General features: G+C 34.0%; 21 protein-coding genes. 16 read left to right on the top strand and 5 right to left on the bottom strand.

What is annotated here, in order from left to right:
• Position 1 precedes the first annotated feature (1 nt).
• Positions 2–2,038, top strand: coding sequence for a hypothetical protein (locus Q73A0000_RS13215; protein ID WP_193811398.1), 2,037 nt, complete (start codon positions 2–4; stop codon positions 2,036–2,038).
• 32 nt (positions 2,039–2,070) lie between these two features.
• Here Q73A0000_RS13215 and Q73A0000_RS13210 read toward each other — a convergent pair whose 3' ends face one another.
• Genes Q73A0000_RS13210 through Q73A0000_RS13195 form a run of 4 tightly spaced genes read right to left on the bottom strand, consistent with a single transcriptional unit; the run spans position 2,071 to position 4,509 of the window.
• On the bottom strand, positions 2,071–2,718 hold the full coding sequence (locus Q73A0000_RS13210; RefSeq protein ID WP_193811397.1) for a DUF4126 domain-containing protein: 648 nt from the start codon (positions 2,716–2,718) through the stop codon (positions 2,071–2,073).
• Positions 2,719–2,775: 57 nt separating this feature from the next.
• A complete protein-coding gene (rnpA, locus tag Q73A0000_RS13205) occupies positions 2,776–3,156 on the bottom strand; it encodes a ribonuclease P protein component (protein WP_193811396.1) in 381 nt (126 codons plus the stop codon).
• Complete coding sequence (locus tag Q73A0000_RS13200) at positions 3,149–3,877, bottom strand: ThiF family adenylyltransferase (RefSeq protein ID WP_193811395.1); 729 nt, start codon at positions 3,875–3,877, stop codon at positions 3,149–3,151. The genes rnpA and Q73A0000_RS13200 overlap by 8 nt, the downstream gene beginning before the upstream one ends.
• Complete coding sequence (locus tag Q73A0000_RS13195) at positions 3,874–4,509, bottom strand: TatD family hydrolase (protein ID WP_193811393.1); 636 nt, start codon at positions 4,507–4,509, stop codon at positions 3,874–3,876. Before Q73A0000_RS13195 ends, Q73A0000_RS13200 begins: the two co-directional genes overlap by 4 nt.
• A gap of 94 nt (positions 4,510–4,603) precedes the next feature.
• Between Q73A0000_RS13195 and Q73A0000_RS13190 the strand changes: the two genes are divergently transcribed.
• From Q73A0000_RS13190 to Q73A0000_RS13130, 13 genes are all read left to right on the top strand, one after another.
• Positions 4,604–5,230 (top strand): TetR/AcrR family transcriptional regulator, encoded by a 627-nt coding sequence (locus Q73A0000_RS13190; RefSeq protein WP_193811392.1) that lies wholly within the window; start codon positions 4,604–4,606, stop codon positions 5,228–5,230.
• Positions 5,231–5,339: 109 nt separating this feature from the next.
• The gene (locus tag Q73A0000_RS13185) at positions 5,340–6,314 is read left to right on the top strand and encodes an outer membrane protein assembly factor BamD (protein ID WP_193811391.1); all 975 of its coding nucleotides are present in this window, start codon (positions 5,340–5,342) and stop codon (positions 6,312–6,314) included.
• A gap of 41 nt (positions 6,315–6,355) precedes the next feature.
• Positions 6,356–6,679, top strand: coding sequence for a DNA-directed RNA polymerase subunit omega (locus Q73A0000_RS13180; RefSeq protein ID WP_193811389.1), 324 nt, complete (start codon positions 6,356–6,358; stop codon positions 6,677–6,679).
• Between the two features lie 131 nt (positions 6,680–6,810).
• Positions 6,811–8,007 carry a bifunctional phosphopantothenoylcysteine decarboxylase/phosphopantothenate--cysteine ligase CoaBC gene (gene coaBC / locus Q73A0000_RS13175; protein ID WP_193811388.1) on the top strand — a complete coding sequence of 399 codons (1,197 nt, stop codon included), beginning with the start codon at positions 6,811–6,813 and terminating at the stop codon, positions 8,005–8,007.
• A gap of 37 nt (positions 8,008–8,044) precedes the next feature.
• Positions 8,045–8,950, top strand: coding sequence for a DUF4835 family protein (locus tag Q73A0000_RS13170; RefSeq protein ID WP_193811387.1), 906 nt, complete (start codon positions 8,045–8,047; stop codon positions 8,948–8,950).
• Between the two features lie 180 nt (positions 8,951–9,130).
• Positions 9,131–10,780 (top strand): DNA repair protein RecN, encoded by a 1,650-nt coding sequence (locus Q73A0000_RS13165; RefSeq protein ID WP_193811386.1) that lies wholly within the window; start codon positions 9,131–9,133, stop codon positions 10,778–10,780.
• Positions 10,781–10,799: 19 nt separating this feature from the next.
• Positions 10,800–10,967 carry a hypothetical protein gene (locus tag Q73A0000_RS13160; protein WP_193811385.1) on the top strand — a complete coding sequence of 56 codons (168 nt, stop codon included), beginning with the start codon at positions 10,800–10,802 and terminating at the stop codon, positions 10,965–10,967.
• 92 nt (positions 10,968–11,059) lie between these two features.
• A complete protein-coding gene (locus Q73A0000_RS13155) occupies positions 11,060–12,091 on the top strand; it encodes a TlpA family protein disulfide reductase (RefSeq protein WP_193811383.1) in 1,032 nt (343 codons plus the stop codon).
• Positions 12,092–12,397: 306 nt separating this feature from the next.
• The gene (locus Q73A0000_RS13150) at positions 12,398–13,864 is read left to right on the top strand and encodes a DUF5687 family protein (protein WP_193811382.1); all 1,467 of its coding nucleotides are present in this window, start codon (positions 12,398–12,400) and stop codon (positions 13,862–13,864) included.
• 202 nt (positions 13,865–14,066) lie between these two features.
• On the top strand, positions 14,067–14,780 hold the full coding sequence (locus Q73A0000_RS13145; protein ID WP_193811381.1) for an ABC transporter ATP-binding protein: 714 nt from the start codon (positions 14,067–14,069) through the stop codon (positions 14,778–14,780).
• Between the two features lie 148 nt (positions 14,781–14,928).
• Positions 14,929–15,495, top strand: coding sequence for an RNA polymerase sigma factor (locus Q73A0000_RS13140; protein WP_193811380.1), 567 nt, complete (start codon positions 14,929–14,931; stop codon positions 15,493–15,495).
• Positions 15,476–16,087 (top strand): hypothetical protein, encoded by a 612-nt coding sequence (locus Q73A0000_RS13135; RefSeq protein ID WP_193811379.1) that lies wholly within the window; start codon positions 15,476–15,478, stop codon positions 16,085–16,087. Before Q73A0000_RS13140 ends, Q73A0000_RS13135 begins: the two co-directional genes overlap by 20 nt.
• A gap of 30 nt (positions 16,088–16,117) precedes the next feature.
• A complete protein-coding gene (locus Q73A0000_RS13130) occupies positions 16,118–17,158 on the top strand; it encodes an outer membrane beta-barrel protein (protein ID WP_193811378.1) in 1,041 nt (346 codons plus the stop codon).
• A gap of 283 nt (positions 17,159–17,441) precedes the next feature.
• Here Q73A0000_RS13130 and fumC read toward each other — a convergent pair whose 3' ends face one another.
• Complete coding sequence (gene fumC / locus Q73A0000_RS13125; protein WP_193811376.1) at positions 17,442–18,824, bottom strand: class II fumarate hydratase; 1,383 nt, start codon at positions 18,822–18,824, stop codon at positions 17,442–17,444.
• A gap of 141 nt (positions 18,825–18,965) precedes the next feature.
• On the opposite strand from fumC, the gene Q73A0000_RS13120 reads away from it, so the two are divergent.
• Together Q73A0000_RS13120 and Q73A0000_RS13115 are read left to right on the top strand one after the other, a co-directional pair.
• On the top strand, positions 18,966–20,027 hold the full coding sequence (locus Q73A0000_RS13120) for a WYL domain-containing protein (RefSeq protein WP_193811375.1): 1,062 nt from the start codon (positions 18,966–18,968) through the stop codon (positions 20,025–20,027).
• 199 nt (positions 20,028–20,226) lie between these two features.
• Positions 20,227–21,834 carry a fumarate hydratase gene (locus Q73A0000_RS13115; protein WP_193811374.1) on the top strand — a complete coding sequence of 536 codons (1,608 nt, stop codon included), beginning with the start codon at positions 20,227–20,229 and terminating at the stop codon, positions 21,832–21,834.
• The last annotated feature ends 266 nt before the right edge of the window (positions 21,835–22,100 follow it).

Genomic DNA, 22,100 nt, shown 5'->3' with positions numbered 1-22,100 from the left:
GATGAACGGAAGAATTTTAGAATTAGCAAAAAACCCAGAATTATTTCAGATCAAAGATTTGGAATTGCTGAATAGTGAGATTAATAAACATCCTTATATTCAAAGTCTACGAGCGTTACACCTTTTAGGAACGCATCGTTTGAAGCCCGAAAATTACACAAACGAACTTTCAATAACTGCAGCTTATACAACTGATAAAAAGATTCTTTATCAATTAATTAATTCTGTTGAAGAACCAAAACCGTCAGTTGAAGTCGCTACAAAAACAATTGTTGAAAAGCCGATAACAACAGAAGAAACTAAAAATAAATTCACTGAAATTAAATCAAAAGTTACTGAAACTCCGAAAGCAGTTTTTGTCAATGGAGAATTAAACAGGATTTTATTTGAAGGTGAAGAAGATTTGTTAGAAAGAGAAACCGAAAAAATCGATTTTGAATCTACAATAGAAGCTGGCCAGATTATAACTCATAAAGTTGAGTTTCCAATTCCTCCAACCGAAAAGGTAGAATTCGCTGAAGCTAAAGATGCCGAGACTTTTAGCAAGGAAACTATTATTAAAGAGGAAATTATTTCCGAAGAGAAGGAATTAATTGAGAATCCTTCCGAATTGAGTTTTCATGAAACAGCAGAATTTTTACCAGAAGTGAAAGTCGATGCTCCAATAGAAAATTCGAAATCAAAAGAAGTTCAAGAATTTGCTGAAACCGAAGATGCTGAAAACTTTAGCACAGAAACCATTGTTAATGAAGATATTATTATTGAAGAAAAAGCATTATTTGAGAATCCTTCCGAACTTAGTTTTCATGAAACAGCAGAATTTTCACCTGAGGTAAAAGTTGATGCTCCAATAGAAAATTCAGAAACACAAGAAGTTCAGGAATTTACCGAAACTCAAGATGCTGAAACCTTTAGCAAAGAAACTGTTTTTAAAGAAAATATTATTGCTGAAGAAGAACCAATTATTGAAGATTCAAGTGAATTAAGTTTTCATGCTACTGCTGAATTTTTACCCGACGTAAAAATCGGTTCAGTTCCAGCGAAAGTAGAAGTTCAAGAAATTGTAAAACCTACTTTGAATAAACATGAAGAGGAAATGAAGCGTTTGATCGCAGAAGTTGAGGCAAAGATGAAAGCGTCGAAAAAGCCGAAAGCAATAAAAGCAGAAGAAACTTCTAAAAGTGCGGAAGTCAATTTCTCTGAAACTCAAAGTTTTGACCTTTCAAAATCAGACGAGAAAGAATCCGAAATTGCAGAAAAAGAAGCGATTACCGAAAAAGAAACTGTTGTAAATGAAGAACCTTTCGTTGAAGAAAAAGCAGAAGTTCAACCTACTGAAATCATACAACAACCAATTGAAATAAAAGTGGACACTGTTCAAGAAAAGAAACCGGAATGGAAACCAATGTCTTTCTCTACCAATACCCCAGATGCTTTAATTTCTAAAAAGGCCGAAGAAACGCCAGTTAAAACTGAAGAAATTAAAGAAGAGAAAATTTCTATTGAAAAAGAAGAAAAGATGGATTCAGTAAAAGAGGAAACTCCATCTGCTGAAAGACCGGTTTTCAATGTATCTTTCTTTACCCAAAATGTTTCGGCACTCGAAAAGGAAAATAAAAAAGAGGAAATTATCCCTGTAACTGAAGAGGAAAAATCCGCTGAAATTGTAGAAGACAGCAATGTTCCCAGCTTCATCAACACTTGGCAAAGTTGGTTAAAAATCGATAGAACCAAGCAAGATGCACAAGGAAAAATAGAAATTTCAATTACTGAAATTAAAAATAAAGTCATTGAAAACTTCATTGAAAAAGAGCCGAGAATTTCGAAATTAAAAGAAGAATCTGATTTCGTGATTAAGGAAAGGAATGATGATATTTCACATTTGATGACGGAAACTTTGGCCAACCTTTACACTGAACAAAAACTCTATGCGAAAGCAATTAAAGCCTTTGGCATTCTCTCAGAAAAGCACCCTGAAAAGAAACCTCATTTCGATGATAAAATAAAGCAAATCAAAGAATTACGCCAAAACAAATAAACAAATAACCCACTAAATTTAGTGGGTTATTTTCATTCTATATTTTTTCGATTGACCGCTTCAACGTTGATGACCTTAGAAGTTCGGTCTGTTTTAAAGTTTCGAAATTTCTTCAAAAGTTTTCTACCTAAAACCAACACCACTACGATTAAAATAACTGTAGCGATAAAAGCAATTATCGGTGCTGCCATCGCTAAAATTGACATCACTCCCGCTCCAGCAGTTTCAGTAGTTGCGACCACAGAATTCCCCAAACCACCTGTAGTTGCCGTCGACGCTGCACGAGTTCCTGCAAATCCTGAACTTATTGCAGCAGCAGTTCCACCGCCAGCAATTAATGCTAAAGCCCATTGTGGAAAAGTTCCCATATCAGCGAATTGACTCGCAAACATCACAGAACCCGCAATCGTTGCCAATGGAATTGACATGGTATCTAAAAGGTGATCTACAAAAGGAATATAATACGCAAGAATCTCAACAACAGTAGCAATTCCGGTGGTGATTAAAACGGGTAAACCAGCGAGCCAATGGAAACTTTCATTCATCGGAATCCAGCCCATGTAAGAAGCAAGACTTACGGCAAACATTGGTAAGAAAACTCTGAAGCCAGTTGCCGCAGCTAAACCAATGCCCATGAAAGCACTTAGAACATACGGTAAATAAGGAATGTTATCAAGCATCTTGTGAAGTTTTTAGTTTATTCTCAAATTTACAAAAAACGTGCTATGCTTTAGAATTTACTTTATTGATTCACAAAGTTTTAAAAAATTTTCTTCTACAGTTTTAAAATGCTTCGGCTCTTCTTTAGAAATCCAAAAAACCATTGATAACGAATTCGTTCCAAATTTCTCAATAAAAAGATCTTTGTTTAAACGGTAACATTCTCGCAATAATCTTTTAATTCTATTTCGATCGTGTGCTCTTTTAAAATATTTTTTAGAAACAGAAACTCCAACTTTTTGATTATTAAAAGAAAAATCTTCCTGTGGTTTTTTATCGAGATTCAGCGTGATGATTCTCAAATTATCGCACGTTTTCCACTTCCCTTTTTCGAAAAGTAAACCGATTTCTTTTTTATGCTTCAATTTTTCCTCTTTCGGAAGTTTGAAATCACTCATCTTTTTTTATTAAATAATTAATGACTTCCGCCGCAGCGTAAAGTCCAAAAATAGCAGGAATATAACTGATCGTTCCGTAGAAAGATCTTTTATAATTGGTTCCATCGGTCATCTTTAAACTTTCTTCATCCTGAATTTCAGTAGAGAAAACACATCTAATTCCTTTATCAATATTTTCTTTTTTCAAACGTTTTCGAACCTGTTTCGCAAGATGACAACTTTGGGTTTTATGAATGTCGCGAACCAAAACTTTTGACGGATCTATTTTTCCACCTGCGCCCATACAACTTACGATTTTCACTTTTCGACGTCGGGCATTTAAAATTAAAGTAACCTTTGGTGAAACGCTATCAATACAATCTAAAACATAATCATACTGCTGATTATCAAAGATGGTATCCATATCTTCCGGATTTAAAAACTGGTTTAATTGTGTCAATTCTAAATCCGGATTAATGTCTAAAAGTCGCTCGCCCACGACTTCAACTTTTGGTTTCCCAATGGTAGAAGTTAAGGCTGGGAGTTGCCGGTTAATATTCGTTAAATCAACAGTATCCCCATCAACAATCGTCATTTTCCCAACGCCGGCTCTCGCCAAAAACTCTGCCGCAAACGAACCAACTCCACCTAAACCAATCACTAATAGATTCGCTTTTCGCAGTTTTTCTAAACCGTTTTCTTTAATTAGCAATTCTGTTCTTTCGAGCCAGTCTTTTTTCATTTTAAATGGGGGATATTAAATGTTTTCAGATTTTCTTCGATTTGTAATAGGAGATTTTCTATTTTCAAATTTTTCAAATCGGCGACTTTTTGATAAAGTAATTCGAGATCAAAATCTTCAGCATCAGTTTCCAGAAAAATTTTTTCAATCGGGAAATCTTTTACAAATTCCTGCAAATTTACATTTTGCAACACAGATTTTCCAAAACTTAAATAAAAATCGTGTTTTTGTAAATCTTTACCAATCGTTTTTCTTTTATTAAAACCGTGAATAATCATCGGAACCTTAGCATTTTTCTGAAAATGGATTAGTTTTGAAAACCTTCTGACACAATGAATAATTAAAGGTTTCTTACGTCGATTCGCTAATTCAATCTGGCGTTCAAATAGTTCTTCCTGAATATGATCATCAATGTTAATCAATCCATCTAAACCACATTCGCCAATTGCAACACAATTCTTATATTTTGAAACTTCCTCTAACCAAACAAACTGCTCTTCAGTAACTTCCAAACTTAAATTAGGATGAATTCCGGCAGAGAAAAAACCATTTGGCGGAGATTCTTCAACGCTCAGATTATAAATTCCAAAGCGTTTTTGTAAATGATGGTGATGGAAATCAAAAAAAGTCATTTTCAAAAATAACTAAAAAGTGACCATCTGCGATTAAACATTTGTTTTAAATTATGTTATATTTTATTTAACTTTACTAAAAACTACAACACCGATGAAAAAAAAATTTACCGAAAAACAAATCCATATTTTAAATGTCGCCGAAAAACTCATTGCCAAGAAAGGCTTTGAGGGAACTTCTGTACGTGATATTTCTACCAATGCCAATATTAATGTAGCGATGATTTCCTACTATTTTGGTTCAAAAGAAAAAATGATGTCTTATCTCTACCGTTATCGCGTACAGAAAACAAGAGAGAGTTTTGCAGAATTTGCAGAAATCATCAGAGAAGGCAAACCGGAAATGCAGATGAAAGAATTGATTAAATATGTGGTTAGTCAATTATTTAAGTTCAATTATTTTCATGGTTTTGTTACCCAAGAACTTCGTCATACCGAACATTTAAAAGAAGATTTATTAGAATTCTATACTACTTTCACTTCCAAAATTGATGATGTTATTAAAAAAGGAGTTGCATCTGGAGTCTTTACCAATGCACCAAAACCGGAAGATATCTTGACGCTGATTGTTGGTTCCTCGCTATTCGTTATTCGAAATAAAAACTTTTATGAATTGTATGTTTCCGGAAAAGAAGAAAATTACTTCGAAGAAGCGGAGAAAAAAGTGATGGCGAACCTTTTAGTGACTGTTTTTTCACTTTTAGGCTATCATCCGGATTAAATTATTAGTTAAAATATCATAAAAAAAAATCTATTGATAAAAAAGTTATATTTTTGCACCCTAAACCGCGGAAATTATAATTAAAATAAAGTTCTGCTATATTATATTTATGAAAAAGTATTTGATTATTACACTTGCATTCTTTGCATTATCTGCCTGCAACAGGCAACAGGATTTAGCATTGAAAAGTGCAGATAAAGATTATATCTTAAAGGTAGCCAACGAAAAATTCGAAAAGAAAAATTGGAGAGACGCTTTAGCGTTATATGAAAGACTTTCGAACCTGGTAGCAGGAACCGATGACGCACCAAACGTAGTTTATAATTCAGCATATGCGAACTATTACGATAAAAACTACAAGTTAGCAGGACACCAATTCAAGAATTTCTCGGTAACATTCCCGCAAGACAAACGTGCAGAAGATGCGGCGTATATGTCGGCACTTTGTTATTACGAAGGAAGTATGGACTATAACTTAGATCAAACGAGTACGGATTTAGCAATTAATGAAATGCAGAATTTCCTTAATAACTATCCTAATTCTGAAAAATCTAAAAACATCGATCAATTGATTGATGAATTGACTTATAAATTAGAGTTTAAAGCATACGAAAACGCTAAGCAATATTACAAGATGGCTGATTATAAAGCCGCGAGTACAGCTTTTGAAAATGTATTAGATGATTTCCCGAGTACGAAATTACGTTCTAAAATCTACGACTACATGTTGAAGTCAAAATATGAATTGGCTACTAATTCAATTTACAGTTTAAAGAAAGACCGTATTGAAAGTGCTTTGGCCTTCACAAAACAAATTGAAAGAGAAGTTCCGGGAACTGATAATGCAAAAACAGCTGCTGATCTTCAGAGCAAATTATTAAAAGAAAAAGAAGTTTTTGCTGAACTTGAGAAAAAAGTAGAAGCAAGAAATAAAGAACTTAAAGACAAACAACAAGGAGACGAAGCAAAGCTTAACTTGGAGAAAGATCTGCGTAATGCTCAAAAGCAAGCTGACCAAACGCGAAGAGACAGCGCTGTCTTGGCAACTCCTGCACCAGCAGCAACTTTCAAAATCAAAAAGTAATCCGTACATTTGCAAACTCCAATTATAACAACCAACTGAAAATGAGCGTAAAAGATTCTAAAGCCGAATTAAGTACAATAACTTACGATAGAGATAAAATCGAAGAAAACGTAGGTTCTATCTACGAAGCAATCGTAGTGATGGGTAAAAGAGCAGAGCAGATCAATGCAGAAATTCGCTCTGAATTACACAATAAATTAGATGAATTCGCAGTGCACAATTCAACTCTTGAAGAAGTTTTTGAAAATAAAGAACAAATCGAGATTTCTAAGCATTACGAAAAACTTCCAAAACCAACTTCAATTGCAATTCAAGAATGGTTAGACGACGAAATCTATTACAGAAAAACTGAAGAAAGAAACTAATTATTTCTTTAATTATTTTAAAAGTCACAGAACATCTTGTTTTTGTGACTTTTATATTTAATATCGTTTGTGATATTGAAATCTGTTTGTAAAAATTTAAGTAAATTCGTTTAACTTTTAAATTCTAATTAATGAAACTTCAAGGTAAGAAAATCCTCATCTGTATTTCCGGCGGAATCGCTGCATACAAAATCAATTACCTCATCAGAGATTTCATAAAAAAGGGTGCGGAAGTTCAAGTTTTAATGACACCTTCTGCAGAACATTTTGTTTCGAAACTCACGCTTTCTACGCTTTCTAAAAATCCAGTTTACAGTGATTTCTATTCTGAAAATGGCACTTGGAATAACCATGTAGAATTGGCACTTTGGGCCGATGTTATTTTAATGGCTCCCTGCACCGCGAATACTTTATCAAAGATGGTTCACGGAATGTGCGATAACCTAGTTTTGGCAACTTATATGTCGGCGAAATGTCCGGTATTTATTGCGCCAGCGATGGATTTGGATATGTATCAACATCCTTCAACAAAACAGAATTTAGAATTGGCTGAAGATTTCGGACATCATATTATTCCTGCTGAAGATGGTGAATTAGCCAGCGGATTAATTGGACAGGGAAGAATGGCAGAACCGGAAAGCATTTCTCAAATCATTGAAGACTTTTTTAATTCAAATAAAAATTTAGAAGGAAAAACCGTTCTTATTACGGCAGGACCAACTTATGAAGCAATTGATCCCGTTCGATTTATTGGAAATCACTCTTCCGGAAAAATGGGTTTTTCAATTGCAGAAGAAGCCGCCAACCGAGGCGCGAAAGTAATTCTTATTTCTGGACCGAGTTCTGAAAAATCCAATCATCAAAACATAGAACTTCACCGAGTTACTTCGGCTAAGGAAATGTTTGCTAAAGTTTTTGAATATTACGAAAATACAGATATTGCAATTGCAAGCGCTGCCGTGGCAGATTACGCTCCGAAAGAAATTGCCCAAGAAAAAATCAAAAAAAATGATGATTCTTTAACGATTGAATTAGTGAAAAATCCAGATATTTTGAAAACCATGGGCGAACGAAAAACCAAACAATTTTTAGTTGGTTTTGCTTTGGAAACTCAAAATGAAGAAGAAAATGCGAAAGGAAAACTTCAGAAAAAAAATCTCGATATGATTGTTCTTAATTCTCTTCGTGATGAAGGAGCTGGTTTTAAAGGAGCCACCAATAAAATTAAAATAATTACTGAATCTTCTCTTACCGAATTCGCATTAAAATCTAAAGAAGACGTTGCCAAAGATCTTTTAAATTTTATCGAAGAGCAGATTTCGAAATAATATCCTTAAATTTCCGTTTTCAAACTTTAATTTAATAATGAAGCAACTTTTTACGATATTCATCATTCTATTTTCCTTTAACTTGAGTTTTTCTCAAGAACTTTTGGCAAATGTACAGGTCAACACCCAGCAAGTAAGTGGCAGTAATATGCAGGCTTATAAAACTTTAGAAAAAAACCTACGGGATTTCATCAATAACACGAGTTGGACTGGAAAGAAATTACAAAACTTTGAAAAGATCAAATGTAATTTCGCAATTGTTATCAATGAAAAATCTGGGAGTAGCAATTACAAAGCAAGCATTGTTGTACAGGCGGTTCGTCCGGTTTTTAACACCACTTATGAAACGCCACTTTTGAATATTAATGACACCAATTTTAGTTTCGATTATACCGAAAATGAAAACCTTGTTTTCAACGAAAGACAATTTTCGGGAAAGAACTTAATTGATGTTATCAGTTTTTATGTTTATACGATTTTAGGTTACGATGGCGACAGCTACAAAGTTAGAGGCGGACAACAATGGTTTGAGAAAGCACAGAAAATTTCTAATAATGCGCAGAATCAAAAATTCGCTGGCTGGTCTTTAATGGAAGGAACGAGAACGCGCGCGGCTTTAATTGACAATATGCTGAAACCCGACCAAAACACGCTTAGGAACGTTTACTATACTTATCACCGTGCTGGTTTAGATAATCTCGGAAAACAGGATCAGTCTTCTGGTAAAAAAATTATCGCAGATGCTTTGATGCAATTGAAAGTCTATGAAAATAATTTCCAGATGAATTATCCCGTGAACATTTTCATCGATACGAAAAAGCAGGAAATCTTCGATATCTTTTATAATGGAAATAACGCTAATGTGAATATGGCAGATTTAAAAGCACTTTTCAGCATTTTCTCTCCGAAAGACATTGACAGCAAATGGAATAAGTGGAAATAATTTCTAACAATATTTTCATCATTATTCAAAAATAATTTTCAAAATTTACTTTGTTAAAAAACCATTAAAATCAGTGTTTTAGGTTCAACTGATTAGCTATTGTATTTCATAATCTCTTTTAAAGTCTTAAATTTACAGCCCGAAGTTTGTTTTAAAACTTCGTAATTGATTTTTCAAAATATGCTTTCAAGAATATTCATTCAAAACTTCGCCCTTATAGATTCGCTCGAAATCACTTTAAACAAAGGTTTACAGGTAATTACGGGAGAAACTGGTGCGGGTAAATCAATTATTTTAGGAGCATTACGTTTAATTTTGGGCGAAAGAGCTGATGTAAAATCAATCCAAAGTTCTGAAACTAAAAGTATCGTTGAAGCCGAATTCATTGTTAATGAAAACTTCAAAACCTTCTTTGACGAAAATGATTTAGACTTTGAAATCCATACCGTTATTCGGAGAGAGATTTTGCCAACTGGAAAATCACGAGCATTTGTCAATGATGTTCCTGTTACTTTAGAAATTCTAAAAAAACTTTCCGAAAAACTAATTGATATTCATTCGCAATTTGAAACTTCAAATTTGTTTGATGAAGAATATCAGTTCCGAATGATTGACGGGCTTTCGAAAAACAAAACGTTGATTGTCAATTACCAACAAGACTTTTCCGAATATAAAAAATTGGTCAAAGAGCTTGAGAATTATAAAACTCAACTTTCTGAAGGCAATAAAGAAAGCGATTACAAAGTGTTTTTATTAGAAGAATTGCTGGAAGTTAATTTGGATCTTTTTGATTTAGAAGAAGCTCAAAATCAGTTAAGCAAACAGGAAAACGCAGAAACGATTATCGAAAATCTTTCTTTGATTTTTAATAAAATGGATGCAGAGGAAGTCGGTGTTCTTGATTCTTTGCTTGATGTTAAAACGAAATTAGCAAAAGTCGCTTCTTTGTCTCACGAATATTCCCTATTGAGTCAAAGGTTTGAAGAACAATTTGTGGAGTTTAAAGATTTCCTTTTCGATCTTCAAAACGAAGCTGACAAAATGGAAACCAGTCCAGAAGATCTTGCTAATTTGTCTGAGCAACTTAATAAAATCAATTCTTTATTTCTAAAACATAAAGTCAACACTGTTGAAGGTCTGAAAGAAATTCGTGATCAGATTCAAAACGAACAAACTGGTTTTGCAGAATTAGAATTTTTAATTGAGCAAACTGAGAAGAAAATAGAACTCGCTGCTGAAGGTTTAGAAAAAACCTCAACTGAATTATCACAGAATCGTAAAAAATCGATTCCAAATTTCATTAAAAAAACGGAGAAATTACTGAATCAATTAGGTTTAGAAAAATCGAAGATTGAAGTTCAATTATCAGATCTAAAAAATTTCACTTCATTCGGAAAAGAAAATATTCAATTGTTATTCCAGGCGAACGCAGGTTTTCCTTTAAAACCAATTCAAACTGCAATTTCCGGCGGTGAACGTTCACGAGTAATGCTTTCTATTAAAAAATTGATGGCAGAAAACTCAGAACTTCCAACTTTAATTCTGGACGAAATCGATACAGGAGTTTCTGGAAAAGTCGCTGAAGAGATTGGAAATGTGATGAAAGAAATGTCGGAGAATATGCAGTTGATCGTCATCAGTCACCTTGCACAAGTCGCTGCGAAAGGAAATGACAATTACAAGGTTGTCAAAAGAGAAGTTTCCGGGAAAACACAATCCACCATTATCTCTTTGAACCACGACGAAAAACTTCAGGAAATCGCTCAACTTCTTTCAGGTAGCAAAATTACCGATGCGGCAATTTTGCAGGCGAAAGAGTTGATGAAATAAAAACATAAAATTTATAGTAATGAAAAATATTTTGGTTATCATCGTCATGTTAATCTGCAATTTTGTGTCTGCACAAGCTGGCTACAAGATTGTTGTCGAAACCGAAAACATCGATAATGACATGCTTTATTTGAAGATTTACAATGGAACTTACAGCAGTAGTTCTATTATAGATTCTCAACAATAGATTCTAAAAATAAAATTGCAATTTTTAATCAACCGAAAAAAACTATTGGTGCTATTTTTAGATTAGAGTTAAAATCTGATCCAAAGACGAAAATGGATCTCCTGGTTGAAAACGGCAGTCAAACCACTTTTAGATTGCCTGGAAATAATTTATCAGCATTGTCCACAGAAAGCCAGCCAAACAAAGGCTTTCTTTCTTACCAAAGACTGCAGGGAAATCCAGAAGCGAAATTAGAGGCTTTGAAATCTCTTCAAAAAGAATTCCCGACCCCTACTCTGAATTTATTTACCGCTTTGGAAGAAAAGAGATTACTGAAAATTCCAGAAGATCTTTCAGCTAAAACCGCAGCAAGAAATCAATTTTTTAGTGGTATAAATCTGAACGAAAAAGGGATTAAGTTGATGCCCAATATGTATCAGGTTCTTTATAAATACACGACTATTCTACCTATCAACAATGAAAATTATAAAGCCAATGCAGATGTTTTATTAAAAGGTCAAAATTGTGATTCTGAAAATTTCATTTTTTATATTAACTGGATTTTTAAAAACCTGGAGTATTACAGTCAAAATAATCTGAACGCGAGTTTTAAGTATGTTTTTAATAAATATTTGAATGATGAAAAATGTATAAAAGCGAATAAAACATTCTATGATCAAAGTGTAATTAAATTAAATTCTTTAGAAGCCGTCCCAATCGGCACTGTAATGCCGGAATTGGAAATGCAGGATTTCAATAATAAAACTTTTACACTTTCCGAGATTTATGCAAAATCAAAATATACATTTCTAATGTTTTTTAATCCAGACTGCATTCACTGTCAACAACAAGCTCCGAAAGTAGCTGAGTATTTTAACACTTTGAAAAAGAACGGAGTAAATATACAGACCATTACTTTCTTAAATACTGATAATCAAACTGATTGGAGAAAATTTACAGATCAGTATTTCAAAAATGGTTGGCTTAATTTAAAAAGTAAAGACAACAATTTAGACTATCTAGATCAATTGCAGAGTTATAGTAATCCTAATTTTTTCCTTCTGGATCAAAAAGGAAAGGTATTGTTGAAAAGTTTTAGCGAACAACAAATCAATAAGTTGATTTTGGAAAATTCTGTGAAATAAAAAATTGTAGAAGCTTCAATGTCGCGATAAAAAGAGTTGATGAAGTAAAACTTTATAATTATGGATTTTCTTTATGCTGGAATATTAGTTCTCTTTGCCGCATTTATACTTATTGCACTACTTAACACTAGAACAATAGTTAGAAAAGCTTCAAAATATCATGTTCCAGATCCATCAGATTTGGGAAGATTATTTCAATACTATTTAATTCTAACGATTACTATCAGTTTTACCATCTATTTCATCTTTCGCTAAATTATCTGTAACATTTTTCTTATTTTTAGACTTATCTTTAAAAGTAAGGCGATGTACAGCAGACTCATTCAATTCGAATTCAAAAATTTTATACGGAATCCGCAATTCGGCGCCAACCTGGGAATGAAAATTCTGATGTTCTTCGGAATGGCTTATTTCAGTTTTGCATTTGCAGCAATGCCTTTCCTGCTCTACTTTTTCGCTACAGACCAATTACATACAGATCCCATTCTGCTTTTCAGTAAATATTTTATTTACTACTGGGCTTTCGATTTGCTGATTCGTTATTTTATGCAGCAAATGCCGACTCAGAATATCAAACCATTTCTGACTTTAGGAATTACGAAGAAAAAACTGGTCAATTATACCATATTGAAAATCCTTTTTAACTTCTTCAATTGGGGAAACTTGTTGTTCCTTCTTCCCTTTGCCGGCCTGCTTATTTTCGATGGTGGCTACTCCATCATTCACGTACTTATGTTTACGATCGGAATTTTTGCCGTCTTCTATTTTAATAATTTCCTGAATATTTTATTGAATGGAAAAGATATCATTGTGATTTCAGTTTTTGGATTAATGGCCATTTTCGGAGGATTAGAATATTTTAAGATCATTGAACTTTCAAAATACTCACAGATTATCTTCTATAGTTTTTACGAATATATCGGCGCCTTTTTAATCCCGGTTATTCTGGCAATCGCCGTGGCTTATCTTGCTTACCAGGAAATTTATAAAAACTTCTATTTAGATAAAGGACTTGAATTAAAAGTTGCGGAAGGGAAAACTGAAAATATCGCATTTTTAAATAAATACGGTGTCATGGGAACTTTCATCAATAATGATATTCGTTTGTTGAAAAGAAGTAAAGCGGCAAAATCTGCTTTAACGATGAGCATCTTCTTTCTATTTTACGGTTTATTGACTTTCACAAAAGGGTACGAAAACAGTTTTATGCAACTCTTCACCGGGATTTTTATCACGGGCGGATTTATGTTGATGTTCGGGCAAAGAGTTCCAAGTTGGGACAGTTCGTATTATCCGTTGATGATGACTTCCAATGTTCCGTATAAAGAATATTTGAAAGGAAAATGGTCACTGATTGTGATCGGAATTTTCATTTCTATCATTTTATCTTCCGCTTATCTTTTAGTGAGTTGGGAATTTTACCTCACCGTTCTTGCGGCAGGATTATATAATTTGGGCGTCAACTCTTATATCACGCTTTTGGCTGGAGCTTTTAATAAAAAACCAATTGATCTGAATTCGAAAAGCAAATCTTTCGGTGGCGGCGGAAATAATTTCAATATGAAAATTATGCTGTTAATGCTTCCTCAAATGATTTTACCAATGGGCGTTTTTGCCGTTGCTAAATATTTTTTCGGAATTTATCCGGCGGTTGGGAGTTTAGCCATTTTGGGAATTATCGGCTTTTTGATTAGAGATAAAATCTTCGACATCATTGTTAAAGTCTATAAAACCCAGAAATATTCCACACTTGAATCCTTTAAAAAAGCCTAAGTAAAATATAAATCAACATTATTTAACCGCAAAAGAGACAAAAGAAAAATGAAATAAAAAAGACTTTCAAAAGAATGCAAAATGATGAAACCACTTTATATAGTGCTTTTGCAAACTTTTAATAAGCTTTCATTAAAATAAAATTTTTGCATCTTTTGCGGTAAAAATAATTACTCTAATTAATTTCCTAAAACCCAATCAAATGATTTCAATTCAAAATATATCTAAAATTTACGGAACCAAAAAAGTTCTTCATATCGAAAACCTTGTCATTCCAAAAGGCGAAAGTTTCGGTTTGGTCGGAAATAACGGCGCCGGGAAAACAACGCTTTTCAGTCTTTTATTAGATTTGATAGAACCTACAACGGGCTTTATCGAAATCGATGGCAATAAAGTCAACGAAAATGAAAACTGGAAAAAGAAAGTTTCGGCTTTTATTGACGATACTTTTTTAATTGGATATTTAACACCGGAAGAATATTTCTATTTCTTGGGTGAACTTCGCGGACAAAACGAAGCCAACGTTGATGAATTTCTAAAACAATTCGCTGATTTTTTTAATGGTGAAATTTTAAATGCTAAAAAATACGTTCGCGATTTATCGAAAGGAAATCAGAAAAAAGTCGGAATTGTCGGCGCTTTAATTGGAACTCCGGAAATCATTGTTTTAGATGAACCGTTTGCCAACCTCGATCCTTCGACTCAAATTAAATTGAAGAAATTAATTAAAGACTGGACGAAAAATGAACAGGTGACTTTCCTAATATCAAGTCACGATCTTGCGCATACGACCGAAGTCAGCAACAGAATCGTTTTGCTGGACAAAGGTGAAATGGTAAAAGATATTATCACTACACCAGAAACCTTACAGGAACTGGAAGATTTCTTCACCACTTCGGTTGAAGTTTTAATATAAATTTCATTTTCAAAATCCATTTTCACCAACAAGAAAATGGATTTTTTTTAATTCATTATCAAGTACTTACAGTTTTAATATTTAAAATATATTATTATCTGTAACCTTTTTAAAATTTTGTTGTCTTTAAAGTAGAAATAGAATAAGTATGAAAATTTTGTTCAATAATAAAAAAGATGATTTGCTAAGTCGCCTGAAAAAACAGGAACCGGCTGCGCAGAAAATCTTCTATGAACAAAATGTAAAGCGATTCTTAAGTGTGAGCAAAAGTTATGTCAGCGATATTTATCAGGCTGAAGATTGCGTGATCAAAGCGTTTTGTAAGATTTTTAAAAGTATCGAAACTTTTCGCAGCGAAGGAAATCTTGAAGGTTGGGCCAGAAGAATCGTGGTTAACGAATGTCTGAATTTTATTAAAAGCCACAAAACGGTTTTTTATATTGATGATATTAATCCGGCTTTCCTGGAAGAGTTTCATGACGAAATTACAGACTTTGATTTTAATGCACAGGAACTTTTAGACCAACTTCCGGATGCTTACCGAATGGTTTTCAACCTTTATGTCATCGAAGGTTGCTCACATCAGGAAATTTCTGAAACGCTTGACATTTCTTTATCCGTAAGTAAAACACAACTGTTTCGGGCCAAAGAGAAATTAAGAAAAATCTATTTTCAGCAACAAAAAAATTTGAAAAATGAATACTCAGAAATATAATATCGAACAGCAGATTAAAAAAGAAATCGACGAGCGGGAAATTACTCCGACGAGAGATTTGTGGGCTGAGATTGAAAGTCAAACTCCAACTCCGACTTCTTCAAAGTCAAAACTCAACTGGTTTTTAGTGGCGGCATGTTTGGCTTTGCTTTTTAGTTTAGGGATTATTTTAATCAATAATAATGATGAAGTTCCTCAACAACAAATAGTAGAAACAAAAGTTCACCAGGAGATTTCTGATGCAGGAAATAATATTGAAAAAGAAGCGACACCGTTTTTAGTTGAAAAAAATGAACCTACTTTAATAAAAAATAGTCCAATTATTAAATCTCAAGAAGCAAAGATTTCTGATCATGAAGTAGTTGTTGTAAAGAACGAAATTCCTTCAATTAAACCAAAGCAGATTATTCCTGAAATATCGCAAAATCAACTTTCAACCAGTATTGCAACGATAGATTCTGCAAAAGTTCCGGTCAAGAGGAAAAGATTCGTCGATCCTTCAACCTTACTTTTTTCAGTCGAACACAAAGATGTTATTGAGAAATCCAAAGACGGAAGTAATGTTGCGACAATCGACCTCAACTCGAAATAATTCAATTCTAAACTTTTAAAAATTAATAATATGATCAATAAAATTATCATGATGGGCTTGGTATGTCTTTTCACCTCCTCTTCAATTTACGCACAAAAAACATTAACAATTAATCTACCTTCTAAAAAAGAAACCGAGATAAGTCCGGTGGTCAAAGAGAAAGTAGAAGAGTATGCGACAAAAATCAATACGATTATTCAGGAAGAAAAAACATTAATGGAAGCCGAGCTCAAAATTCTTCAAACTAAAAACTTAGACAAAGCTGACTTTGATCAACAAAAAACAGAAATATCTAATCGGTATGCAGAAAAAATCGATCAGAAAATTGAAGATTTAGGATTTGATCTTGATGCCGTTATTCAAAAACAGGTAAGATATTCTTTACTAAATACGGATGTTACGTCGGAGGCGGATTTAAGAGCGAGTTTGCTGAAGAAATTTCGCGCTACCAGCAACTTCTCAGGATATTTCACTTACGGTATTATGATGCTTAACAATAATTTAGCTGACAATGATTTGGATAAAAACATTGGTTACAACAGCAATCTGGAAGTTGGTTTAAAATTTAATCATCAGTTTAGCAGAACGAGTCCGTGGGGTTTAATTTCGGGTGTAGGATTTTCCTGGAGAACCGTTCGTCTGGACAATAATATGATTTTCGCGAAAGACGGTAATGGAAACGTTTCTATAGAAAACTATGGCGGTAATACTGCTAAAAGTAAATTGAGAACGGGTTATCTAATGGTTCCGTTAGGTTTACAATACAATTTTTCTAAACTGAAAAATGTCGGAATGGATATCCAATACAGAAGTTATTCTGACGGATTTAGAATTGCTGCCAATATGTACGGCGGTGTTCAAATGTCGACCAATAATATTGTACGGGGAAACGGTGATGATTTCAGAAACAGATCAAATTATCAGGTTAATCCTTTTATTTACGGAGGTCAAGTTACTTTCTCTTATAATAGTCTTAGTCTTTTCGTTAAGAAAGATCTTAGCAATTATTTTAAAGATGGTCATTTCCCGAATGATAAAGCTTTGGTAATTGGTTTGGGTCTTGGGTTATAATATTTTCATTCATATTCATATCAACAAGAAATTCCGGGTGATTACTCGGAATTTCTATTTTAAAAAATTGGTTATTCTTTGTAAATAAGTTGGAATAAATTTCAATTATATAAAAAGGTTGCTCCATTAATGCACCGGAATAAATTCCTATACTCAAACATGGGCCGTTCATTGAGAAATCTCTTCACGAATTTATTAAAAAATAAAAAACTCTGGAAAATTTTCCAGAGTTTTTTGCATTTAAAAGCCTATCATCTATAAGTCTATTATCTAAAAGTCTAGTCTAAACCATATCCTCCGGTTTCACCCATTCATCAAATTGTTCCGCAGTTAGCAATCCTAAATTCACAGCTTCTTCTTTCAAAGTCGTTCCATTCTTGTGAGCAGTTTTTGCAATTTTTGCCGCATTTTCATAACCGATATGCGTATTCAAAGCCGTTACTAGCATTAATGATTTTTCAACGAGTTCTTTAATTCTTGGTTCGTTCGGTTCAATTCCGATCGCACAATGATCATTAAATGAAATACAAGCGTCACCTAATAATTGAGCAGATTGTAAAAAATTATAAGCCATCACAGGTTTGAAAACATTGAGTTCAAAATTCCCTTGAGTTCCAGCAAATGAAATAGTGGTATCATTTCCTAGAACTTGTGCACAAACCATGGTCATTGCTTCATTCTGAGTTGGATTCACTTTCCCTGGCATAATGGAAGAACCTGGCTCGTTTTCCGGAATATGAATTTCGCCAATTCCACTTCTCGGTCCCGAAGCCAGGAATCGAATATCCTGAGCTATTTTATAAAGAGAAACCGCGAGTTGTTTTAACGCACCGTGACTTTCAACAATTGCGTCGTGAGCAGCTAAAGCTTCAAATTTATTCGGAGCTGTCTCAAATGGAAGTCCCGTAAATTCTGAAATATATTTTGCCACCAAAACATCGTAACCTTTTGGCGTATTCAATCCTGTTCCGACTGCAGTTCCGCCCAAAGCGATTTCCTGCAAATGTTCGAAAGTATTTGTAATAGCTTTCATCGCATAATCCAATTGTGCTACATAACCGGAAAATTCCTGACCTAAAGTTAAAGGCGTTGCATCCATCAAATGTGTTCGTCCGATTTTCACGACCGTTTTAAAACTTTCTGCTTTTTCGTGCAAAGTATCGCGTAACCTTTCTACGGCCGGTAAAGTATGTTCAACCACTTTTTTATAGGCCGCAATATGCATTGCAGTGGGGAAAGTATCATTTGAACTTTGCGATTTATTCACATCATCATTAGGGTGAACTTCTGACTTTTCGCCTAAAGTTCCACCATTATTGACGTGTGCTTTATTCGAAACAACCTCGTTCATATTCATGTTCGATTGTGTCCCGGAACCTGTTTGCCAAATCACGAGCGGAAACTGATCATTCAATTTTCCTTCTAAAATTTCATCGCAGACCTTCGCAATCATGTCTCTTTTCTCGTTGGAAAGCACACCCAATTCGGCATTTGTAAATGCGGCGGCTTTTTTCAAATAAGCAAAAGCTTCTATAATTTCGTGTGGCATCGAAGCTTCCGGTCCAATCTTAAAATTATTTCTGGAACGTTCCGTTTGCGCACCCCAATATTTGTCTGCAGGAACCTGCACATCGCCCATGGTGTCTTTTTCTATTCTGTAATTCATTATTTTAAATTTATCTTTTAAAATTAGGGAAATTAATAAGGACAGACAAAGAATATCCATGATAAATATCCATTATTAATAATGGTAAAGTTGATGATAAAACATTTAAAATAACTACTTTTATGCTATAAATACAATGTAATGTCCGAAAAGTCAAAACGATTAATGATGATTTACAGTCGTCTGAAATCTAGCCCCGTAACAATCGAAATGCTGTCTAGTTGGGCCAAGAAAAATGACGTCCAGATTTCGTCGCGTACCTTCTACAGAGATTTATATGATTTGGAAAACTCTGTTATTCTACCCAATGAAAAACTGGTAGTCGCGGTGGGTGAAAAAAATAGAAAAACCTGGAAGATTGAATATATCAACCAGGAAGAACCACTTACAGAATTTGATATTAATTCTTATATCCTTTTTCAAAAGTTTCTACCTTTATCAATTGTTTCGTCTAGAAAAGACTCTCACGAAAAATTCGCCAGCCTCTTTTATAAGAAATACAGTAAAAGCCAGTTTGAAAACTTTGTAGATGTTGCAAAATCACAGATAAAAGCAACTCATTTCTTCGAAGGATCAGTTTTTACAGATTATCATAAAATACTGGATGACTGTATTTGGAGCATTCAGAATAAAAGAGGAATGGAATTGCTTTTGGTCAATTACGATTATACTTCTATTTCTTCTCATCTAAAATTTCCACAAGTTTTTTTACCGATACAAATTCTTTATCACCGTGGCGTCGTTCATGTATCTGGCTTTTTAAAAGCAAATAACCAACTTCTGATATTAGGCTTGGAACAAATTGAAAAATATAAACTCACTAATGACCCATTTGACAACAGCGCCTATTTGCAGCATTTAGAGACGGAACTTTCAAGACGATTTGGAATTACTCAAAACATCAATGACGAAATTTATGATATTGAAATAGAATTCACTCACCGTACCGGAACTTTTGTACACAAACAATTTTGGACTGAAACACAAAATTTTGAACAACTGGAAAACGGAAATTTCATCATGAACATGAATTGCGGAATTAATCGCGAACTTATCGGTTGGATTTTTCAATGGATGTCTAATGTAAAAGTGATAAAACCAAATATTCTTAAAAAGTTGGTTACCGAGAAATACAAAGAAATGGTTCAGATTTACGAAGACGATACTGTACTGGTTTCCAACAATTCTTATCGGCCCTTGTAGGTGGTTGACATAAATTGACAATGCTATTGATTAAATTTGTAAACACAAATGATGAAAGAGAAGAGAAACATTTCCTTCCTTTCAAAAATTAAGGTGAAGCTCAGTCTTCATCTTTTTCTATTCAATAAATATTAGTTTAATAGTACACGCATAATTTATAATTTGCTTATTTTTGTGAATTCAAAAATTTACTATTACTATGGACTTCCATTATCAGGAACCTTTTCCCATTCTAAAAGACGAAACCCAATACAAAAAACTGACTTCTGAATATGTAAAAACAGAACAGTTGGGCGATCGCGAAATCTTAACCGTTGATCCAAAAGGCTTAGAACTTCTTGCAGAGAATGCTTTAGCAGATGTTTCATTTATGCTTCGTTCTTCGCATTTGGCAAAACTTAAAAAAATCATCGACGATCCTGAAGCAACAGATAACGATCGTTTTGTAGCCTACAACCTTTTACAAAATGCGGCCGTTGCGATTGAAGGAGCTTTACCTTCTTGTCAAGATACCGGAACTGCAATATGCGTCGCCAAAAAAGGGGAAAATGTTTACACAGGAGTTGAAGATGCTGCCTGGATTTCCAAAGGAATCTACAATACGTATCAGGAAAGAAACTTAAGATATTCCCAAATTGTTCCTTTAACAATGTTTGAAGAAAAGAATTCCGGTTCTAACCTTCCAGCCCAAATCGATATTTATGCCGAAACAGGAAACGAATATAAATTCTTATTCATTGCAAAAGGTGGAGGTTCAGCCAACAAAACTTTCCTTTATCAAAAAACGAAGTCTTTATTAAACGATAGTTCTTTAGAGGCGTTCGTGAAAGAAAGAATTATGGATCTGGGAACTGCGGCTTGTCCGCCTTACCACTTGGCAATTGTTATCGGTGGAACTTCTGCTGAATCCAATTTAGCCGCGGTGAAAAAAGCGAGCGCTGGTTATTATGACCATCTTCCAACAGAAGGAAATATGGGCGGTCAAGCTTTCCGTGATTTGGAATGGGAACAGCGAGTTCAGAAAATTTGCCAGGAAAGTTCTATCGGAGCTCAGTTTGGTGGAAAATATCTAACCCACGATGTTCGCGTTATTCGTCTTCCACGTCATGCCGCTTCTTGTCCAGTTGGAATGGGAGTTTCCTGTTCTGCAGATAGAAATATTAAAGGAAAAATCACCAAAGACGGAATCTTTTTAGAGCAACTTGAAGTTAATCCAAAACAGTTCTTGCCTTTAACACCTCCACATTTAGAAGAAGCCGTTTCAATTGACTTGAATCAACCAATGTCTGAAATTTTGGCAGAACTTTCAAAACATCCGATTAAAACAAGATTGAAACTTAATGGAACTTTAATCGTTGCCCGAGATATCGCTCACGCAAAAATCAAAGAACTATTAGACAGCGGGAAACCAATGCCTGACTATTTCAAGAATCACCCAATCTATTACGCAGGTCCCGCAAAAACTCCAGTTGGAATGGCTTCCGGAAGTTTCGGCCCAACCACCGCAGGAAGAATGGATGTTTATGTCGATGAATTCCAGGCCAACGGCGGAAGTATGATTATGCTTGCAAAAGGAAACCGAAGCAAAGACGTTACGAATGCGTGCAACAAATACGGCGGATTTTACCTCGGATCAATTGGTGGTCCAGCGGCGATTCTTGCCAAAGAAAACATCACTTCCGTAGAAGTTGTTGATTTTGAAGAACTAGGCATGGAAGCCGTTCGTAAAATTGAGATCAAAGATTTCCCAGCTTTCATCATAACCGATGACAAAGGAAACGACTTCTTTGAATCAATTTCCCATTAAAAATATTGCAAAGAGCAAAATCTTATAACCGGAAAAGACACAAAAGGTTTAGTAATAAGTAAGTCAAGAGCTTTTAAAATAATGATTCATAGCGATTTTACATTTTGAACTCTCTTGAAAATCTTAAAGTTTTATAATTATCTTTTGCCCCTTTTGCGGTTTAAAAAAAATTAGAAATACTACAAGTAAATTTATAATCAATTAAAATAACAAAAATCAGGAGCAAATCTTTTGTCCTCATCAAAATTTATCCTATTTTTGCCTAA

It is taken from the genome of Kaistella flava (ex Peng et al. 2021) (assembly GCF_015191005.1).
Lineage (GTDB): Bacteria > Bacteroidota > Bacteroidia > Flavobacteriales > Weeksellaceae > Kaistella > Kaistella flava.
This window is presented reverse-complemented; position numbering and strand designations above follow the sequence as displayed.

Coding starts and splice junctions, on each gene's coding strand:
- Q73A0000_RS13215 (WP_193811398.1), top strand. CDS start 2: ATGAACGGAAGAATTTTAGAATTAGCAAAAAACCCAGAATTATTTCAG.
- Q73A0000_RS13210 (WP_193811397.1), bottom strand. CDS start 2,718: ATGCTTGATAACATTCCTTATTTACCGTATGTTCTAAGTGCTTTCATG.
- rnpA (WP_193811396.1), bottom strand. CDS start 3,156: ATGAGTGATTTCAAACTTCCGAAAGAGGAAAAATTGAAGCATAAAAAA.
- Q73A0000_RS13200 (WP_193811395.1), bottom strand. CDS start 3,877: ATGAAAAAAGACTGGCTCGAAAGAACAGAATTGCTAATTAAAGAAAAC.
- Q73A0000_RS13195 (WP_193811393.1), bottom strand. CDS start 4,509: ATGACTTTTTTTGATTTCCATCACCATCATTTACAAAAACGCTTTGGA.
- Q73A0000_RS13190 (WP_193811392.1), top strand. CDS start 4,604: ATGAAAAAAAAATTTACCGAAAAACAAATCCATATTTTAAATGTCGCC.
- Q73A0000_RS13185 (WP_193811391.1), top strand. CDS start 5,340: ATGAAAAAGTATTTGATTATTACACTTGCATTCTTTGCATTATCTGCC.
- Q73A0000_RS13180 (WP_193811389.1), top strand. CDS start 6,356: ATGAGCGTAAAAGATTCTAAAGCCGAATTAAGTACAATAACTTACGAT.
- coaBC (WP_193811388.1), top strand. CDS start 6,811: ATGAAACTTCAAGGTAAGAAAATCCTCATCTGTATTTCCGGCGGAATC.
- Q73A0000_RS13170 (WP_193811387.1), top strand. CDS start 8,045: ATGAAGCAACTTTTTACGATATTCATCATTCTATTTTCCTTTAACTTG.
- Q73A0000_RS13165 (WP_193811386.1), top strand. CDS start 9,131: ATGCTTTCAAGAATATTCATTCAAAACTTCGCCCTTATAGATTCGCTC.
- Q73A0000_RS13160 (WP_193811385.1), top strand. CDS start 10,800: ATGAAAAATATTTTGGTTATCATCGTCATGTTAATCTGCAATTTTGTG.
- Q73A0000_RS13155 (WP_193811383.1), top strand. CDS start 11,060: ATGGATCTCCTGGTTGAAAACGGCAGTCAAACCACTTTTAGATTGCCT.
- Q73A0000_RS13150 (WP_193811382.1), top strand. CDS start 12,398: ATGTACAGCAGACTCATTCAATTCGAATTCAAAAATTTTATACGGAAT.
- Q73A0000_RS13145 (WP_193811381.1), top strand. CDS start 14,067: ATGATTTCAATTCAAAATATATCTAAAATTTACGGAACCAAAAAAGTT.
- Q73A0000_RS13140 (WP_193811380.1), top strand. CDS start 14,929: ATGAAAATTTTGTTCAATAATAAAAAAGATGATTTGCTAAGTCGCCTG.
- Q73A0000_RS13135 (WP_193811379.1), top strand. CDS start 15,476: ATGAATACTCAGAAATATAATATCGAACAGCAGATTAAAAAAGAAATC.
- Q73A0000_RS13130 (WP_193811378.1), top strand. CDS start 16,118: ATGATCAATAAAATTATCATGATGGGCTTGGTATGTCTTTTCACCTCC.
- fumC (WP_193811376.1), bottom strand. CDS start 18,824: ATGAATTACAGAATAGAAAAAGACACCATGGGCGATGTGCAGGTTCCT.
- Q73A0000_RS13120 (WP_193811375.1), top strand. CDS start 18,966: ATGTCCGAAAAGTCAAAACGATTAATGATGATTTACAGTCGTCTGAAA.
- Q73A0000_RS13115 (WP_193811374.1), top strand. CDS start 20,227: ATGGACTTCCATTATCAGGAACCTTTTCCCATTCTAAAAGACGAAACC.